Below are 17554 nucleotides of genomic sequence, written 5' to 3'. Positions count from 1 at the left end.
ACGGTGTGCCGACGCAATTGATATGCCTGAAAAAAATACTCGGCGCGTTTTGGAACTTTCTTTATTTTTTATTTCAGCTTGGCCGGTCCCTGCCGATAGCGTCTGTATACCTCACCCTGCCCTGACCTGTATGCCATACCTTTCAGGGATAACACCGTTTCAATGGCAGTTGTTGGAGAATTCAATGAGTAGCTGGTTTGCAAACATCAGCGTGAATATGAAACTGGCCCTTGGGTTCGGTCTAGTACTTGTTTTTACAGCCATTCTTGCATTGACTGGCTGGACCAGCATGAGCGGGCTGATCAATCGCAGCAACTGGATGAGTGACATTACTTCACTCAATGCCCAGTTGACCAAACTGCGCGTGACACGCCTCCAGTACATGGTGGCCGACGGCGACGAGAAGGTTGCCGAAACCGTGCAGACTTCGCTGGACAGCTTCAAGGCGTATCAGGAAAAACTTCGGGCCTCGTTCAAAAGTCCCGAAAACGTGAAAATGCTCGATCAGTTGGGCATCGTGATCGCTGACTACCAGAAGTCCCTCAACAACATGCGCAGTGGCTACAAGGCCAGCACTGCGGCTCGTGATGAGCTGACGACCCATGCTGTCAAAAGCCTCGCGGTGTTCGAGCAGCTTGTGACTGAAGTCAAAAATATGGACCCGGCTGACGCCAACCGCTTCGAGCAGTACCGACTTGTCACCGACGCAAAAGATGACTTGAGACTCGCACGCTATGAAGTGCGCGGTTACACCACCAATGCCACACCTGAGACCGAGCAGGCAGCCGTCTCGAAACTGGATGCGGCCATCAAGGATCTGGATGCGCTCAAGGCAACCTTCAGCGGCACTCAGGCCGATCAGCTCAGGCAGCTGGAAGCCTCGTTGATGGCATACCGGGCGACCTTGCAGAACTTCAAGGCCGCCACGGGCACGATTGTCCAGGCGCGCAAGGAAATGACCACGCAAGGCCAGGATATCGTCAAGATCAGCGAGGACATGTACAAGCTGCAACTGGATCGCCGCGATCAGGAAAGCGCACAGGCACGTACCACTCAGATCGTCTGCACACTGCTGGCGATCATTCTGGGCATCATCGCCGCAGTCATCATTACCCGGCAGATTACCCGTCCTCTGCAGGAAACCCTGGCGGTGGTCGATCGTATCGCATCCGGTGACCTGACCCAGACCCTGGCCGTGACACGCCGAGATGAGCTCGGCGTTCTGCAGCAAGGCATCCAGCGCATGGGCACCACACTGCGCGAGCTGATTGGCGGTATTCGCGACAGCGTCGTACAGATCGCCAGTGCCGCCGAAGAACTGTCGGCGGTTACTGAACAGACCAGCGCTGGCGTCAACAGCCAGAAAGTCGAAACCGACCAGGTCGCCACCGCCATGCACGAGATGTCGGCGACGGTTGCAGAAGTGGCGCGTAACGCCGAACAGGCCTCGCAAGCCGCTTCCAACGCCGACCGCGAAGCGCGTGACGGTGACAAGGTGGTGGGTGAAGCGATCGCCCAGATCGAGCGACTGGCCAACGAAGTGGGTCGCTCGGCCGACGCCATGACTCAGTTGGAGCAGGAAAGCGACAAGATCGGCAAGGTGATGGACGTCATCAAGGCGGTGGCCGAACAGACCAACCTGCTGGCGCTCAACGCTGCTATCGAAGCAGCGCGTGCGGGTGAAGCCGGACGTGGTTTTGCCGTGGTTGCCGACGAAGTCCGCGGCCTGGCACAACGTACGCAGCAATCCACCGTGGAGATCGAAACACTGGTCGCTGCGTTGCAGAGCGGTACGCGCCAGGTGTCCAGCATCATGCTCAACAGCCGTGAACTGACCGTCAGCAGCGTGACCCTCAGCCGTAAGGCTGGCACGTCGCTGGGCAGCATCACGCAGACGGTGTCGAGCATTCAGGCGATGAACCAGCAGATTGCCGCCGCCGCTGAAGAGCAAAGCGCGGTTGCCGAGGAAATCAGCCGCAGCATCGTCAACGTGCGCGATGTCTCCGAGCAGACCGCTTCGGCCAGCGAAGAAACCGCTGCGTCCAGCGTCGAACTGGCGCGCCTGGGCGGGCAGTTGCAAACGATGGTCAGCCACTTCCGGATCTGATCACCCGGCGTTGACATCAAGCCCGGTCTTTACCGGGCTTGATTGTTTCTGCACTCCTGACAGTCACGCACATCTGCTTCTAAAACGAGTCCACTGCGACGTTTTGACATATTTCGTGAATGTTTAACGCCCAGTATTGAAGAGCTGCAGGCAAGCATTTTGCTGACGGACCCGACTTCGATGTCGCTTCAGCCGCCCTCCTTGAAGAGGTGTGCCCAGCATTGATTAGCCGCGAAGAGGTTTTGAGCGGTGGGGGTTTGTAGGCTTGAGGATGATCGTTAACGGGCGTCATGACAATGCTCAAATCAATCTGCCTGATGCTAAGCGACCGTTAGAACGGGCGATTTATGTATAGGCATTTCAAAACTGCTATACAGTGCAGTCCATTGAATCCTCTGACCGAAATCAAGTGCAAGTGGCTACGTTTCCGCAAACACAGCCGTCTGGGACTGTTGGATACGCTTGATGGCATTCAGGGCGGATGTGGAAAGGAGTGCAACCTGACTTCTTGTTAACCGCTTCTTAAGGGAATTACAGCGAGTACGATGATCGACATCCAACTTATCCGCCGAATTGCCGAGGGCGCCGGCCAAATCATAATGTGCGTCCATCCGCATGGATGCGTCGTCCAAAGCGAACAGAACGATAGTTCGCTGACTGAGGGCGATCAGCTTGCTCACAGGCATATCCTCACGGAGCTGAAGACGCTGACCCCGGAAATCCCTGTGCTCTCAGAGCCGTCGGCCCGGATGGACAGTGAACTTCGACGCCGGTGGTCGCGCTACTGGCTGATCACACCGCTAGATGGTACGAAAGAACTCAGCACGAAAAACGACGCCTTCACCGTCAACATTGCTCTGATTGAGCATGGCGAGCCCGTACTAGGCGTGGTACACGCGCCAGCGCTGTGCGTTAGTTATTGGGGATTACGTGGTCTCGGTGCCTTCAAGGCCTCAGCCGATGGCGACGTGCGACCCATTCGTGTAGCGGTACCGCCTGCGGACGAGCCTGTCTATCGGGTCATCGACGGTCGTTCATACGTCTCGGTGGAGTTCGATGCGTTCATGGCTGGCATGCGTCATTCTGAATTAAGCAGCATAAGCACCTCGCTAAAACTATGCCTGGTTGCAGAGGGGGCTCCCGACGTATATCCACGTATCGGACCGACCAGCGAGTGGGATACGGCGGCGGCACATGCGGTGGTCAGTGCAGCAGGCGGTCAGGTACTGGCTTGGCCCACACTGGAGCCTCTAAGTTACAGTCAGCGCACCGACACTCTTGTAAATCCGTTCTTTATTTTATGTGCTGCGCCGAGTTCGGTCTCGCTTCCGGAAGTTGGGCCCTGGAGGGACGGCATCGTCTACGAACGCCGCGAGCACAATAGTAAAGCGGAGGTGATCTGGCACCGTACCCAGGTTGACCAAACCATGCGCGCAGCCAGCCTCAACCAGCGCCCGCGGTGTATCTGGCTGACCGGGCTGTCCGGCTCGGGCAAGTCGACAATCGCCAATTCGCTGGAACTGTCTCTGCACAAAGCTGGACGGCATACTTATCTGCTTGACGGCGACAATGTGCGCCAAGGGCTAAACAAGGATCTAGGCATGACTGCCGAAGGTCGTGCGGAGAATATCCGTCGCGTAGGTGAAGTGGCCAAATTGATGGTGGACGCTGGAATGATTGTAGTGACCGCCTTCATTTCACCGTTCCGCGCTGATAGAGATAGAGTGCGTGCACTATTCTCGGAGGACAGTTTCATCGAGGTCTTCGTCGATACTCCGCTGCAAGAATGCGAACGGCGCGACGTCAAAGGGCTGTACGCCAAGGCGCGCCGAGGCGAACTAAAAGACTTTACCGGCATTGACAGCAGCTACGAGGAACCTATCAGTCCAGACGTGCATCTGTTTCCGGGCGAGAACAGCCTGCAAGCCTGTGTAGAAACCTTGCTGCGCGCGTTGGGTGAGCCACCCACCCGCAGTTGATCATGACCCGGTGCGCTTTACCGCACTGTTAGTCGCCCTCTGCGGCGAGGGCGGGCCCTGATCAAGCCGCTTTTCGATGGTACTCGGCGTCGCCACGCGGGTGGCTCAGTGGCGCGCCGTTACGGAGCTGAAAACCCTAGGGGTAGTCGACGAAGCGTTTGGCGCAAAATACGATGATATCTTCAACCTACCGCGCGTTAGCGGTAAGTGGATAGAACATGCTCACGTGGAGGTATTTCAGAAAAAAATACTATTAGCGGCGTTCTTGTAGGATATATTTAATGTCTCATACAGAATAATATCAGCCCAACACAGCTCTTTAATAGTATCTATGGTTGCCTCATTGAATTTGCATGTTCTGGCTCCTGATACATTCTCTCTCGGGGCGAGAATGACCTGCTGACTGTTAGAATCATTTTTAAGCAGAAGCTCGGCCATCCTGGAAATAAGCAAGTCGGATTCTGACACGTCAGCTATATAAAAATCCCCCTGAGAAATCAGGCTTAGCGATAAACTTTCGATGTCGTGACTATGACGTGCACCGCAGTCCACACCCAGCAGGTATTTTGACTGTATGTTGCTAACCTCAGCGAGGGTTTTTTCATCGCAGAAGAACGCCTCTGGCGTCATCGCTTTGCAGTGTTCATAGAGCGGATGTTCGACTCCCTTTATAGCAGACTCTGAAGTAATCCAGTGAAAATATGATTCAACCTGCTCAAGAGGATCTCGTATGACCGAACATATTGTTGGATTAGGCACCTGAGCATCTGAGATTATTTTATTGACTGCACCCACTGTGAAGTGCCCGCCGATAAATTTGATCGCCTCATTACTGTCGCTGGAGAAAAATGCGTCTTCGTCAGCCAGATTATTTATATCACCGTCGTGACCGTGCCAGAAAAAATGGCCGCCAGGCCTTAGCATTTTATTAAAAAAAGATCCTAGCGAAGTACCCGCACACTTCGGTATGTGTATAAAAAAAACCACATCATCAGAAATTGCTATTGATTTCTTCATTTAATTCGCGTACCCGTTATAGTTTGCCTGATTTCAACGATAGGGAGGCGGAGCTTACACCCCCTATCTTCGACAGCATCCTTAACACCGCAGCTCCCCTTAAGGCTCGGGGAGCGAAAGCTAAATATCTGCCGCATACTGCGCCTAGGCTATTTTGACGTCACGGTGCCCAGACTCTGCGTTTAGACCTCATAGAAGCAGGCCTTCAAGGATGTCAATCCGTTCCCCAAGATCATGTGCTATGGCCACAGAGATCAGGCTCAGAAAAAGATCTCGTGGCTCTGGGTGCTGATTTTTCTTGTGGCTTCTTCTGATGAACTCTATTTGCAGACACCCGGTCTGGTCGGAAACCGCATTTATCTTAATAAGTTTATGGCCTGCTATCTCGCTGTCCTTAAGCACCATGAGGTCGTTATATTCTTTATTTTGAGCTATCTCAAAACTAATCGAATCCAGGTTTGGGGGCAGCCAGTACTTTATGTAAACCGCTACTTTTTGTTGTGGCTGGGAAGTTTGTATCCTTATTGCTCCGTAATTCCCCTGCAACCAGCGACCGCAGCTTTCTGGAACAAACCAGTCTCCCTGACTCAGGATGGAGTAAGCTGTTGAACGATGAATAATGTAGTCAAAAAAGCTTTCCTTCGAACTGACCACGTTGGAAAAACGGTAAATCATCCCACCTTTCAAGGAGGTATCCACCGCTTTTATGTCATCGCTCTGGTGGGTAGCGTCCAGCAAATTATCCAGGTCCAATGCGTAGTCTTGCCAGGTTCTAGGCCTGTAGGAGCTCTTTATAAGGGCTTCTCTTGCTTTTATTTCCGACCTGTTTTCAATATAGTAAAGTACCTTGCTCGCTATATCATTAACGTCTCTGGGGTCAAAGTAATCAGCGTAGATACCGCCTGCCTCAGGCAACGAGGTAGTATTTGAGCAAATACAGAATTTTCCTCTTGTGAGGCTTTCCGTTACCGGCAGCCCCCACCCTTCATACAGGCTGGGATACACGGTAAACAAGCAATTTGAATACAGCCACTCCAAGTCACTGTCAGAAGCATCATGAATAAATGTTACTTTCCTGAAAAGCTCTTTATTATCTTGAACCAGAGCCTGTACTTCATGGAAGCCCCAGCCGCTTTTCCCAACAATAATCAATTGTGGTGGTTTTTTGTCAAGCAGCTTTTCCCAAGCCTTTATAAGTGCGGCGTGATTTTTTCTCGTTTCGATGGTGGACACAAATATGCAGAACTCGTCCTCGATAAAATACCTGCTCTGTATTTTGCTGTTTGAGGACTTTATTGACGGGTGCGAGCCTAAGGGTATGAAGGTGCTCTGTGATTCGTTAGGAACGATATTTTTATCGAGTATGAAACGATCGAGTTCTTTTTTAGTGTATTCAGATATCGAGACTAGTATGTCCGAGAGTGAAACTATCTCTGACAGCCAAAGTGAAAAACGTACAGAGAGTTCGGGTGGCAGCGTGCTTCTGCTGTGGTACGGTATAAGATCATAAACAATGGTGCCATACTTTATTTGCTTTTCAAACTTTAACTTTTTTATGGCCAATGTGTAGTTCTGAAAGCTGAACGACGCCCCGGTACCGAACAACATATCCCCATCGGCTATATTGACCGGAACGGTATTGCTTGTGGCCAGATTTATCAACGGCGTTAACCCATCGCCTTTGATGTCACCTAACACCGCGCCAATGAGCCCCTTGAACGCATCTCGCTCTATTTCGTAGAGGTTGTTATCTGCCTCTGACAGGAGCGTGCAGAACTTGTAGTTATTTTTGCGATCTTCTTCAATTATCGACTGGCACAACTGTGACACCAGGCGCTGTATCCCGGTCACTCTTTTTTCGTGCCGCAGAAAGTTAATCAGATCTGAAACTTCTAAGTAGATTGTTTTTTTTGTGGCCAATCTCTGTGCTGAAATCTGATCAGCACTTTGGAGACTGGTTCCTGTGCTGATTTCCATAATCTCTGCAGACAGGTATTCATCCTCCGAAAGCTCAGGGTGAAAAACGATGTTAAACGAGTGATCGCCACTTCCTATTTTTGACTGTTCCAGATCGGCCCGATATTTGTTCGCCGTCACTTTCATCTTTCTGTTACTGGTTGTTATGCCTATCTCTTTATGTTTCCCTGGAGTGTCAGGCGAAAATATCCAGCCATCTAGAGTTCTTTTTGTAAATTTATCTATCGAGTACTTAATACTTTCCGTCATCTTCTTCTTCCGTAAGAGTCACAAACTCTAGCGCTTTCGTCTTCATCCAGGTAGGTTCCGGACTGGACCTCAATTTATATGCAGCCTGATTGTTTAGGGTTTCTCATCTCTGGATATCTCCCAGAGACCTATGGATTTTTTAAGTAAGCCGCGTTGCTTTTCGCCCTCTGTTACATTCGCAGCACCGAGCATCGCTACGTCTTGTAGCTTGCCCCCTCGCACGGCCCGTGCAGCCTCTGCTGGCTCGGCAGAAGGATGCCATCGCCGACGGATAGCATACCCGGATGAAACGCATCATGATGTTGATTCACTATGGTTGCCGCTTGAGTTCGATCAAGTCGGCTATTCGGCGGCGGTAAACCGCCCCAATGGCAGCAGTAGAGAAAATTTCGTTAAAACGCTGACCATGTGCCAAAGGTGAACATCCATTTTCATCGGATAGCCGATTGGCGACGTCAATCATGGCCTGCGCTGCTGCGCCGATATCCGGCTCTGCCCAGAATTGACCCTCTGCCTCGATATATTCATCCGGTTCTAGAACTTGCAAGCGGAAAGGAACAAGCCGTGCGCCCGCCGCACGGCAGAAATCAGTATTTCCGCCGTAATCCGTGGCGATGACCTCTAAGCCGAGTAACAAGGCTTCGGCAATGCCCCGCCCAAACCCCTCGGCACGGTGCAAGGATACAAAGCAATCACAGGCACGGTACAGCTCCAAGACATCGGTTTTTTCAAGCATCGCATCGATGATGAAGATACGCGAGTCATTCTGGGCGGTAGATTGGATTTGCCTCCAGATCGAGTTTTTCGGGTCAGGGCGCATGCACTTGATGACCAGACCGACGTGTTGATCTGCGCTGGTGAAAGCTCGCAGAAAAGCTTCGACAACGCCGAGCGGATTCTTGCGAGAGATAAAGGAGTTTCCGTCGAAGGAAAACACGAACAGTGTTTTATCCTGCGGCAGGCCAAAACGTGCTCGCTGGCGCAGTGCGTTGGTGGTATCGACTTCGTCGGGCAGGCGAACGGCCATCGGCATCCAACGCACCGGAACCGGGCTGGCACGTTGCATGGCCTGTTCGATATGTCGGCTCGATGCCCAGGCCTCGTCGATAAGGTTGAAGCAGTGCTCCCAATTGGCTGGCCAGTTGTGCAGTTCCCATGGCCAGTAGCCGATGGTGTAGCGACCGCGAAATAGTTCGGCACCGCATGTAAGAAAGAGCCTTAGATGCTCCATAGCGGTAAGACAAACGATATTGATGCCATAGCGAGGGGTGTCTGTTATCCACTGCGCGATGCTGCGATCCTGCTGGCGTACGTTACTGCCTGGGGCGAAATCGATGACGCAGAAGGGTATGCCTGCAGCCTGGCAAGCATGCGCGGCCATGCGGACGTCCTCGCCGATACCCAGCTCGCCGAAGGCATAGCCGATCAGGTTTACGCCGAAGCTCTCATTGCTGTGTTGGAATGACTGGGCGGTGTGTTCAGGCCATGCCTGGAGCGGGATTTTCTGGAGCAATGGCAGTCCCGTTTCATGCGGGGCATTTTGGTCAAGCCAGCCCTTGAATCCCGCGAGGCCTGCCGCAGTATCCTGCCGGAATATAGCCTGCAGGTCTGGCCGTTTCTCTGACAATAGGCGTGCGAAACGGCTTTTGAGCAGATCAGGTTGATCCAGCAGAAAGCGTCGTTGCCAACCGGGTATATCCTGCCCGCTCACCGCCAGATCCTGCCAGCCACCAGACCCGAAAAACCAATAAAGTGCATCACGCTGTGCATCAGAGGTCTTCAGTTCAGAATCGATGCCAAGATCGCTGCGCCCATGAATTACCAGTTGCAGGAAGCGCGAAATACCACCGGACCATTCGCTGTAAGGCACGCTGGCAGGTTGGGAGAGTGTTTTCCAGAACGGTGTCAACTGACGAAGAGCTGCATATTCACGGCGGCCATGTAACACACACCAAGCTAGGAAGCGGCACCTTCCATCAAGCGTGTCGAGCGGGAAATCGTTTTGCAGATCCTGATCGCGCAATTGCCAGATGGCGAGATGGAGACCGTAAATAGCACTGATGCCCGGTACGTCAAGCCCCATAATTGGCTGGCTGTAAGCATACTCAGCACCGACCTGAAAGGGCAGGCTTGCAAAAAGCTCGGCGATTTTTATTGGTTGCGACATGGCTCGCTTCTGGCTATTGGGCTTGCGTCTGGTGCGCCTGCAACTCACCGCCACGACCTAAAAATGAACGAAATGCCCTCGAGCACTCTGACTCCTGGAAGCCGGCTTCGCTGAGCTTTTGCCTGACCGCTTAGCAATGAAGCCGTTGCGGTGGCCCATCATGTAGTCGTTACCGTGCGCTAGCGAAACCTAGTGGCCAAGAAGCATATCCAAAATGAACCCGAATTACCAAGCAAGGTAGGCTTTTGGCCGTTGACTTACCGGTGCGTGTCAACTTACCTGTCGATTTCGTCTACTTTACCCGCCCGTTGCAGCCTTGATTTCAAGGCGCTCAAGGTTTGGATAAACCGCGCCCTGCGCTTAGAGCCTCCAAGTAGTTAGCAGATCGCCGCCGCTGAAGAAATCAGCCGCAGCATCGTCAACGTGCGCGATGTCTCCGAGCAGACCGCTTCGGCCAGCGAAGAAACCGCTGCGTCCAGCGTCGAACTGGCGCGCCTGGGCGGGCAGTTGCAAACGATGGTCAGCCATTTCCGGATCTGATCACCCTGCGTTGACATCAAGCCCGGTCTTTACCGGGCTTGATTGTTTCTACACTCCTGACAGTCACGCCTGTGGCGGCTGCCCGTTGGACGCCGACAGGCCGCCATCGACCGGCAGGTTGACGCCGGTCACGAAGCGCGCGTCGTCACTGGCCAGGAAAGCGATCACATCGCCGACGTCTTCGGCTTCACCCGGGCGACCCAGTGGGATGCGCTCCATGAACTTGGCCATCAACGCTTTGTCACCGAGCATATCTTCGGTCAGCTCGCTGCGGGTCAGTGAGGGGCAGACGGCATTCACGCGCACGCCGTCAGCACCATGGTCCATGGCCAGCGAACGAGTGAAGTTGGTGATCGCGCCCTTGGCCGCGTTATAGAAACTCATGCCCCAGTCGCCGCCCAGACCGGACACCGACGAGACGTTGATGATGTTGCCTTTGCTGGCGATCAGTGCAGGCATGGCGGTACGGGTGCAATAGAACACGCCGTCCAGGTCCACGGACATCAACTCTTTCCAGTCCTCTATGCCCAGCTCGGTCACTTTGCCGGACTTGACGATACCAGCATTGTTGACCAGCACATCCAGGCGCCCGAAGCGCGTCGCCACTTCCTTGAACAGCGCTTCCACGTCGCTCGGGTCGGCCACGTCCGCGGCTCTGACCAGGTGCCCTTCGCCCTTCAGTTGGGCGGCTACTTTGGCCAGCTTGTCGTGATTGCGGCCGACCAGCACGACGCTTGCGCCTTCCTCGGCAAAACGTTTGGCGGTCGCTGCGCCGATTCCGGAACCGGCACCTGTGACGACGACGACTTTCTGGGTGAAACGATTCATTCGGCAGTCTCCAAAAAAATGAATGGGATTATCGGGTGGACTGCACACCCGGCCGCAGCGTTCACTCGCATTTGATTTTGGTGTCAATGGCTCTGTAAATGACCGGTGAATCGTTAAACCTCGACCATGGGTGCGTTGACAACGCCGCAGCGGTCTGCAAATAATCCCCACGGTTGTACGACAACCTATAACGCCAAAAATAAAAACAACACCGAGGCCAGTCCATCATGAACACTCTCGCCGCGCCTGCTCGCTCGATCAGCAAGGGCTCAATCATTGAAGCCCTGATCAGTGACGCCTTGTTTACTGAAAACTCGCACTACCAGACACCCTTCTCGATTCACAACATTCGCTGAAACACAGCGAACGGTACTCGGCCGCCTGCAGGTCGAGGCCATGCCTGGCGACAGGCATCACGTAATCCTCGAAGGTGTCGGCCGCCGCTTGCGCGCGGCCAGGAAAGGGGACGGTTTCACTAAACAAGGGAGCACAACAATAATGACATCTCACACTACCCGCTCACGCATCCTGCTGGGCTTCGGCGGTATGACGCTGATTTTCCCGATGCTCGGCATGGCCGAAGGTTTCGTCGACGACACCAAGGCCACACTTACCCTGCGTAACGCCTACTTCAACCGTAATTTCACCAATCCTGCATACCCGAGCAGTGCCGCGCCACAGAGCAAGGCCGAGGAATGGACACAAAGCTTCATTCTCGACGCCAAGTCGGGCTTTACTCAGGGTGTGGTGGGTTTCGGGGTTGATGTGCTGGGCCTGTATTCGCTCAAGCTCGATGGCGGCAAGGGTACGGGCGGCACTCAGCTGCTACCGATCCACAGCGACGGGCGTCCGGCCGATGATTTCGGGCGCCTGGGCGTGGCGGGCAAGGCGCGGGTTTCCAAGACCGAACTGAAGGTCGGCGAGTGGATGCCGGTGCTGCCGATCCTGCGCTCCGATGACGGTCGTTCGTTGCCGCAGACGTTTCGCGGTGGTCAGGTCACGTCCAAGGAGATCGACGGCCTGACGCTGTATGGCGGCCAGTTCCGCGGCAACAGCCCACGCAACGATGCGAGCATGGAAGACATGTCGCTGAACGGGCGAGGCGCATTCACCTCGGACCGCTTCAACTTCGGCGGCGGCGAGTATGTCTTCAACGACAAGCGCACCCAGGTAGGCGTCTGGTACTCGGAACTGCAGGACATCTATCAGCAGCAATTCTTCAACCTGCTGCACAGTCAGCCGCTCGGCGACTGGACCCTGGGCGCGAACCTGGGTTACTTCATCGGCAAGGAAGACGGCAACAAACTGGCCGGCGACCTGGATAACAAGACGGCCTACGCGCTGCTCTCGGCCCGCTATGGCGGCAGCACCTTCTATGTCGGTCTGCAGAAGCTGACGGGCGATACCGCGTGGATGCGCGTCAACGGCACCAGCGGCGGCACCCTGGCCAACGACAGTTACAACTCCAGCTACGACAACGCCAAAGAGAAATCCTGGCAGCTGCGCCATGACTACAACTTCGCGACGCTGGGCGTACCCGGCCTGACCCTGATGAACCGCTATATCAGCGGCGACAATGTGCACACCGGCAACATCACTGACGGCAAGGAATGGGGCCGGGAGTCTGAACTGGCCTACACCGTCCAAAGCGGTGCGCTGAAGAATCTGAACGTCAAATGGCGCAACTCCAGCCTGCGTCGTGATTTCAGCACCAACGAATTCGACGAAAATCGCGTGTTCGTCAGCTACCCTATTTCGTTGCTCTGAAAGCGTGGCAGAGCCTGTTGGCCACGGCAGGTTTTGCCTTGTTACAAATGTATCCGGCCAAGTGCGTGCACAGCCCGTTTTTAGACCTTGGCCGCGTTGACAATCAGCGTATGCGGTGCCGATAATCCGGCAAGTCATACGACAACAGATGACAAAAATAACAATCGGGACTTCTCTCATGGCATCGGCTCATACCACTCAAACTCCCTTCAATCGCCTCCTGCTGACCGGCGCGGCAGGTGGCCTGGGCAAGGTATTGCGCGAAACTCTGCGCCCTTACACAAAAGTGCTGCGGCTTTCCGACATTGCCGAGATGGCGCCCGCTGTCGACGGCAGTGAGGAAGTTCAGGTCTGCGATCTGGCCGACAAGAACGCCGTGCACCAACTGGTCGAAGGCGTCGACGCGATCGTGCATTTCGGCGGTGTGTCGGTCGAACGCCCGTTCGAGGAAATCCTCGGCGCCAATATCTGCGGCGTGTTCCACATCTACGAAGCCGCCCGCCGGCACGGCGTGAAACGCGTGATCTTTGCCAGCTCCAACCACGTGATCGGTTTCTACAAGCAGACCGAGACCATCGACGCGCACTCCCCTCGCCGCCCGGACAGTTACTACGGTCTATCCAAGTCCTACGGCGAGGACATGGCCAGCTTTTACTTCGATCGCTACGGCATCGAAACCGTCAGCATCCGTATCGGCTCATCGTTTTCCGAACCGCAAAACCGCCGAATGATGAGTACCTGGCTGAGCTTTGCTGACCTGACTCAGTTGATCGAACGCTCGCTGTACACGCCAGACGTGGGCCACACCGTGGTCTACGGCGTCTCGGACAACAAGACCGTCTGGTGGGACAACCGCCTGGCCAGCAAACTGGATTACAAACCGAAGGACAGCTCGGAAGTGTTCCGCGAGAAGGTCGACGCCCAGCCGCTGCCGGCAGCCGATGACCCGGCAATGCTTTACCAGGGCGGTGCCTTTGTGGCTTCAGGACCGTTCGGCGACCAATAAGCAGCGCTTTCCCCTCGCAGCACTCTGGAGACACGAACCGTCATGGATGCCGAACTGATTGTCGATGCACAGAACGCCACCGGCGAAAGCCCGGTCTGGAGCGTGCGTGATCAAGCGTTGTACTGGGTGGATATTCCCAAGGGCGAGTTGCATCGCTGGGATTTCAATCAGGACAGCACGCGCAGCTGGAAAGCGCCGCAGATGCTGGCCTGTATCGCCGCCGACAATCGGGGTGGCTGGGTGGCGGGGATGGAGAACGGAATCTTTCATTTGCAGCCCTGCGAAGACGGCAGCCTGATCAGCACGCTTCTGGCCAGCGTCGAACACGCGCAGGCAGGCATGCGCTTCAATGACGGCCGCTGCGACCGACAGGGTCGTTTCTGGGCGGGCACCATGTTTATGGACATGGCCGCAGGGGCGACGGTGGGGGCGTTGTATCGCTACAGCGCCGGCCAGACCACGCTGAACGCACAACTCAAGGACTTCATCGTCCCCAACGGCCTGGCGTTCAGCCCCGACGGCAAGGTCATGTACCTGTCCGACTCGCACCCCGGCGTGCAGCAGATCTGGGCCTTCGATTACGACACCGACAGCGGCACGCCGCGCAATCGCCGCCTGTTCGTCGACATGAACCATCACCTGGGTCGCCCCGACGGCGCGGCGATCGACACCGACGGCTGCTACTGGATCTGTGGCAACGACGCAGGCCTGGTTCACCGCTTCACCCCCACCGGCAAACTCGACCGTTCACTGGTCGTGCCGGTGAAAAAGCCAGCCATGTGTGCCTTTGGCGGCCCCAATCTGGACACGCTGTTCGTAACGTCCATTCGCCCGGGTGGCGATATTAGCGATCAGCCACTGGCTGGCGGCCTGTTCGCCCTGCGACCTGGGGTTCAGGGCCTGGAGGAACCCACGTTTCAGGGCTGACAGCGCCCTGCCGAAAATCCCGTAGCTCTACCAAAAATAACAAAATCGGAGATATCCATGGACTTCAAACGCAAGCTTCTCATCGCAGCACTTCCGCTGGCCTTCTGTGTGTCAGGCATGGCCCACGCTGATGTCAAAATCAAGTTCGCCGAGGTTCACCCTGCTGGCTATGCGCCGGTCGTGGCAGAACAGAACATGGGCAAGAAACTCGAAGAACAGTCCAAGGGCGAGATCAGTTTCAAGATGTACGCGGGTGGCGTACTCGGCTCCGAGAAGGAGGTCGTTGAGCAGGTGCAGAGCGGCGCCGTGCAGATGACCCGCGTCAGCCTCGGCATCGTCGGCCCGGTAGTGCCGGACGTCAACGTCTTCAACCTGCCGTTCGTATTCCGTGACCAGGCGCATATGCGCACCATCATCGATGGCGAGATCGGTCAGGAAATCCTCGACAAGATCACCAATTCGCAATTCAACATGGTCGCTCTGGCCTGGATGGATGGCGGCACCCGCAACCTATACACCAAGAAGCCGGTACGGCAGATTTCCGACCTCAAAGGCATGAAAATCCGCGTTCAGGGCAACCCGGTGTTCATCGAAACCATCAACGACATGGGCGGCAACGGCATCGCCATGGCCACCGGCGAGATCTTCAGTGCCCTGCAGACCGGCGTCATTGACGGTGCGGAAAACAACCCGCCGACGTATTTCCAGCACAACCACTACCAGAACGCCAAGTTCTTCACCATCACCGAACACCTGATCCTGCCCGAGCCCATCGTGATGGCGAAAACCACATGGAACAAGCTCAACCCCGAGCAGCAAGCACTGGTGAAAAAGCTGGCGCGTGAAGCGCAGATGGAGGAGCGAGCGCTGTGGGACAAGTCGTCAGCCGATGCCGAGACCAAGCTCAAGGCCGCTGGCGTGGAATTCATCACGCTGACGCCTGAGCAGAAGAAAGCCTTCTACGACGCGACTCAACCGGTCCGCGACAAATTCGGCGCGCCTTACAAGGATCTGATCAGCCGCATCGAAGCGGTCCAGACCAATCCGGCACTGGCTGCACCCAGTACCCCAGCGGCCCAATAAGCCTGTCCGATTACGCAGCGGGGACGAGCATCAGCTCGTTCGCCGCCGCAGTGGTGAGCCTTATGAAAAATACGCTTTTGCGCATCAACGACACGCTTTATCGGGTCTGCATCGGCATTGCCGGTCTCTCGGTGTTGATCATGACCCTGATCATCCCCTGGGGCATCTTTGCCCGCTACATCCTCGGCAGCGGTTCCAGTTGGCCTGAACCCACCGCCATCCTGCTGATGGTGGTGTTTACCTTCTTCGGCGCCGCCGCCAGTTACCGGGCCGGTGCGCACATGGCCGTGTCAATGGCTGTGGAGCGCATGCCGCAGCAGGTGCGCAGAGCCGCCAGCGTGGTGGTGCAGATTCTGATGGGGATCGTGGCCCTGTTCATGATTTTCAAAGGCTTCAAGCTGTGCGCCACCACCTGGAATCAATTCGTCGGCGAACTGCCGTTTCTGCGCGTCGGTATCTCTTATCTGCCGATTCCTCTCGGCGGCCTCGTGACGCTGGTCTTCGTTCTGGAAAGGCTGTTGCTGGGTGACCAGAGTCATCGCGCGGTCATGCATTTCGACGTCGTTGAAGAAAGCGAAGGTGCCGCATAAATGGACGCTTTTATACTGTTGGGCAGCTTTATTGCGCTGATCCTGATTGGCATGCCGGTGGCCTACGCGCTGGGCCTTTCAGCCCTGATCGGCGCCTGGTGGATCGACATCCCGGCCGATGCACTGATGATCCAGATTGCGGGTGGCGTGAACAAATTCTCGCTGTTGGCGATTCCGTTCTTCGTGCTGGCCGGAGCAATCATGGCCGAAGGCGGCATGTCGCGACGTCTGGTCGCGTTTGCCGCAGTGCTGGTGGGCTTCGTGCGCGGGGGCCTGTCGCTGGTCAATATCGTGGCTTCGACCTTCTTCGGCGCGATCTCGGGTTCCTCGGTGGCCGACACGGCCTCGGTGGGTTCGGTGCTGATCCCGGAAATGGAACGCAACGGCTACCCGCGAGACTTCTCGACGGCAGTGACCGTCAGCGGCTCGGTGCAGGCGCTGCTGACACCCCCCAGCCACAACTCGGTGCTCTATTCGCTGGCGGCAGGCGGTACAGTGTCGATTGCATCGCTGTTCATGGCCGGGATCCTCCCGGGTCTGCTGCTCAGCGCAGTGATGATGGGCCTGTGCATGATCTTCGCGCGCAAGCGCAACTACCCCAAGGGTGAAGTGATCCCGCTGCGCCAGGCACTGAAAATTGCCGGTGAAGCGCTTTGGGGCATGATGGCCATGGTCATTATTCTCGGCGGCATTCTGTCGGGGATTTTCACGGCCACCGAGTCGGCGGCTATTGCCGTGCTCTGGTCGTTCTTCGTTACCATGTTCATCTACCGCGACTACAAATGGCGCGACCTGCCCAAACTGATGCATCGGGCGGCACGCACCATTTCCATCGTGATGATCCTGATCGGTTTTGCCGCCAGCTTCGGTTACATCCTGACGCTGATGGAAATCCCGATGAAGATCACCACCGCATTCCTGACCCTGTCGGACAACCGCTACGTGATCCTGATGTGCATCAACGTGATGTTGCTGCTGCTCGGTACGGTCATGGACATGGCGCCGCTGATTCTGATCCTGACCCCCATTCTGTTGCCGGTCATCGTCGGCGTCGGCATCGATCCGGTTCACTTCGGCATGATCATGCTGGTCAATCTGGGGATCGGGCTGATTACCCCGCCGGTGGGCGCGGTGCTGTTTGTCGGTGCCGCTGTGGGTAAAGTCACCATCGAAGCGACGGTGAAAGCACTGGTGCCGTTCTATGTTGCGCTGTTCCTGGTGCTGATGCTGGTGACCTATGTTCCTGCCATCTCGTTGTGGCTGCCGAGCGTCGTGCTCTGACGTCTCCAGTTGCAAGGCTGCCGGAGCGCTTGAAAG

13 protein-coding genes and 2 pseudogenes are annotated in these 17554 nt (G+C 55.6%); 11 read left to right on the top strand and 4 right to left on the bottom strand.

Features of this window, described 5'->3' with window-relative positions:
• Positions 1-22: 22 nt before the first annotated feature.
• From BT119_RS27790 to cysQ, 3 genes and pseudogenes are all read left to right on the top strand, one after another.
• Positions 23-1204 (top strand): annotated as a pseudogene (locus tag BT119_RS27790) (methyl-accepting chemotaxis protein); the annotation flags it as partial.
• Positions 1205-1243: 39 nt separating this feature from the next.
• A complete protein-coding gene (locus tag BT119_RS27785) occupies positions 1244-2107 on the top strand; it encodes a methyl-accepting chemotaxis protein (RefSeq protein ID WP_371124103.1) in 864 nt (287 codons plus the stop codon).
• 545 nt (positions 2108-2652) lie between these two features.
• Positions 2653-4086: a 3'(2'),5'-bisphosphate nucleotidase CysQ gene (cysQ, locus tag BT119_RS27780; protein ID WP_072365440.1), complete on the top strand. Its 1434-nt coding sequence runs from the start codon at positions 2653-2655 to the stop codon at positions 4084-4086.
• A 237-nt stretch (positions 4087-4323) separates the two neighbouring features.
• Here the strand turns inward: cysQ and BT119_RS08995 are convergent, their stop codons facing one another.
• The 3 genes from BT119_RS08995 to BT119_RS08985 form a co-directional block, all read right to left on the bottom strand.
• Complete coding sequence (locus tag BT119_RS08995) at positions 4324-5103, bottom strand: hypothetical protein (RefSeq protein ID WP_072365438.1); 780 nt, start codon at positions 5101-5103, stop codon at positions 4324-4326.
• 189 nt (positions 5104-5292) lie between these two features.
• The gene (locus BT119_RS08990; protein ID WP_072365436.1) at positions 5293-7329 is read right to left on the bottom strand and encodes a glycosyltransferase family 4 protein; all 2037 of its coding nucleotides are present in this window, start codon (positions 7327-7329) and stop codon (positions 5293-5295) included.
• A 310-nt stretch (positions 7330-7639) separates the two neighbouring features.
• Entirely contained in the window at positions 7640-9496 is a 1857-nt protein-coding gene (locus tag BT119_RS08985) for a glycosyltransferase (RefSeq protein ID WP_226439266.1), read from the bottom strand.
• Between the two features lie 381 nt (positions 9497-9877).
• Here BT119_RS08985 and BT119_RS27775 point away from each other — a divergent pair.
• Positions 9878-10036, top strand: a pseudogene (locus tag BT119_RS27775) (hypothetical protein); the annotation flags it as partial.
• 63 nt (positions 10037-10099) lie between these two features.
• On the opposite strand, the gene BT119_RS08970 reads toward BT119_RS27775, so the two are convergent.
• On the bottom strand, positions 10100-10864 hold the full coding sequence (locus tag BT119_RS08970; protein WP_003433744.1) for a meso-2,3-butanediol dehydrogenase: 765 nt from the start codon (positions 10862-10864) through the stop codon (positions 10100-10102).
• Positions 10865-11091: 227 nt separating this feature from the next.
• Here BT119_RS08970 and BT119_RS27465 point away from each other — a divergent pair, with 227 nt between their 5' ends.
• The 7 genes from BT119_RS27465 (at position 11092) to BT119_RS08935 (ending at position 17518) form a co-directional block, all read left to right on the top strand.
• Positions 11092-11220: a hypothetical protein gene (locus BT119_RS27465; protein ID WP_003365695.1), complete on the top strand. Its 129-nt coding sequence runs from the start codon at positions 11092-11094 to the stop codon at positions 11218-11220.
• 142 nt (positions 11221-11362) lie between these two features.
• On the top strand, positions 11363-12631 hold the full coding sequence (locus tag BT119_RS08960) for an OprD family porin (RefSeq protein WP_003433746.1): 1269 nt from the start codon (positions 11363-11365) through the stop codon (positions 12629-12631).
• A gap of 178 nt (positions 12632-12809) precedes the next feature.
• A complete protein-coding gene (locus tag BT119_RS08955) occupies positions 12810-13637 on the top strand; it encodes an NAD-dependent epimerase/dehydratase family protein (RefSeq protein WP_054080629.1) in 828 nt (275 codons plus the stop codon).
• Positions 13638-13679: 42 nt separating this feature from the next.
• A complete protein-coding gene (locus tag BT119_RS08950; RefSeq protein WP_024663310.1) occupies positions 13680-14564 on the top strand; it encodes a glucurono-1,5-lactonase in 885 nt (294 codons plus the stop codon).
• 57 nt (positions 14565-14621) lie between these two features.
• Complete coding sequence (locus tag BT119_RS08945) at positions 14622-15647, top strand: TRAP transporter substrate-binding protein (protein WP_003433751.1); 1026 nt, start codon at positions 14622-14624, stop codon at positions 15645-15647.
• A 62-nt stretch (positions 15648-15709) separates the two neighbouring features.
• On the top strand, positions 15710-16237 hold the full coding sequence (locus tag BT119_RS08940) for a TRAP transporter small permease (protein WP_003365702.1): 528 nt from the start codon (positions 15710-15712) through the stop codon (positions 16235-16237).
• The gene (locus BT119_RS08935) at positions 16238-17518 is read left to right on the top strand and encodes a TRAP transporter large permease (protein ID WP_003433753.1); all 1281 of its coding nucleotides are present in this window, start codon (positions 16238-16240) and stop codon (positions 17516-17518) included. It abuts the gene before it with no gap.
• Positions 17519-17554: the final 36 nt, after the last annotated feature.

This window comes from Pseudomonas sp. NFACC10-1 (genome assembly GCF_900119195.1).
GTDB lineage: Bacteria > Pseudomonadota > Gammaproteobacteria > Pseudomonadales > Pseudomonadaceae > Aquipseudomonas > Aquipseudomonas cerasi.
Note: the sequence above shows the minus strand (reverse complement) of the source record. Positions and strands in the feature narration are given on the sequence as shown.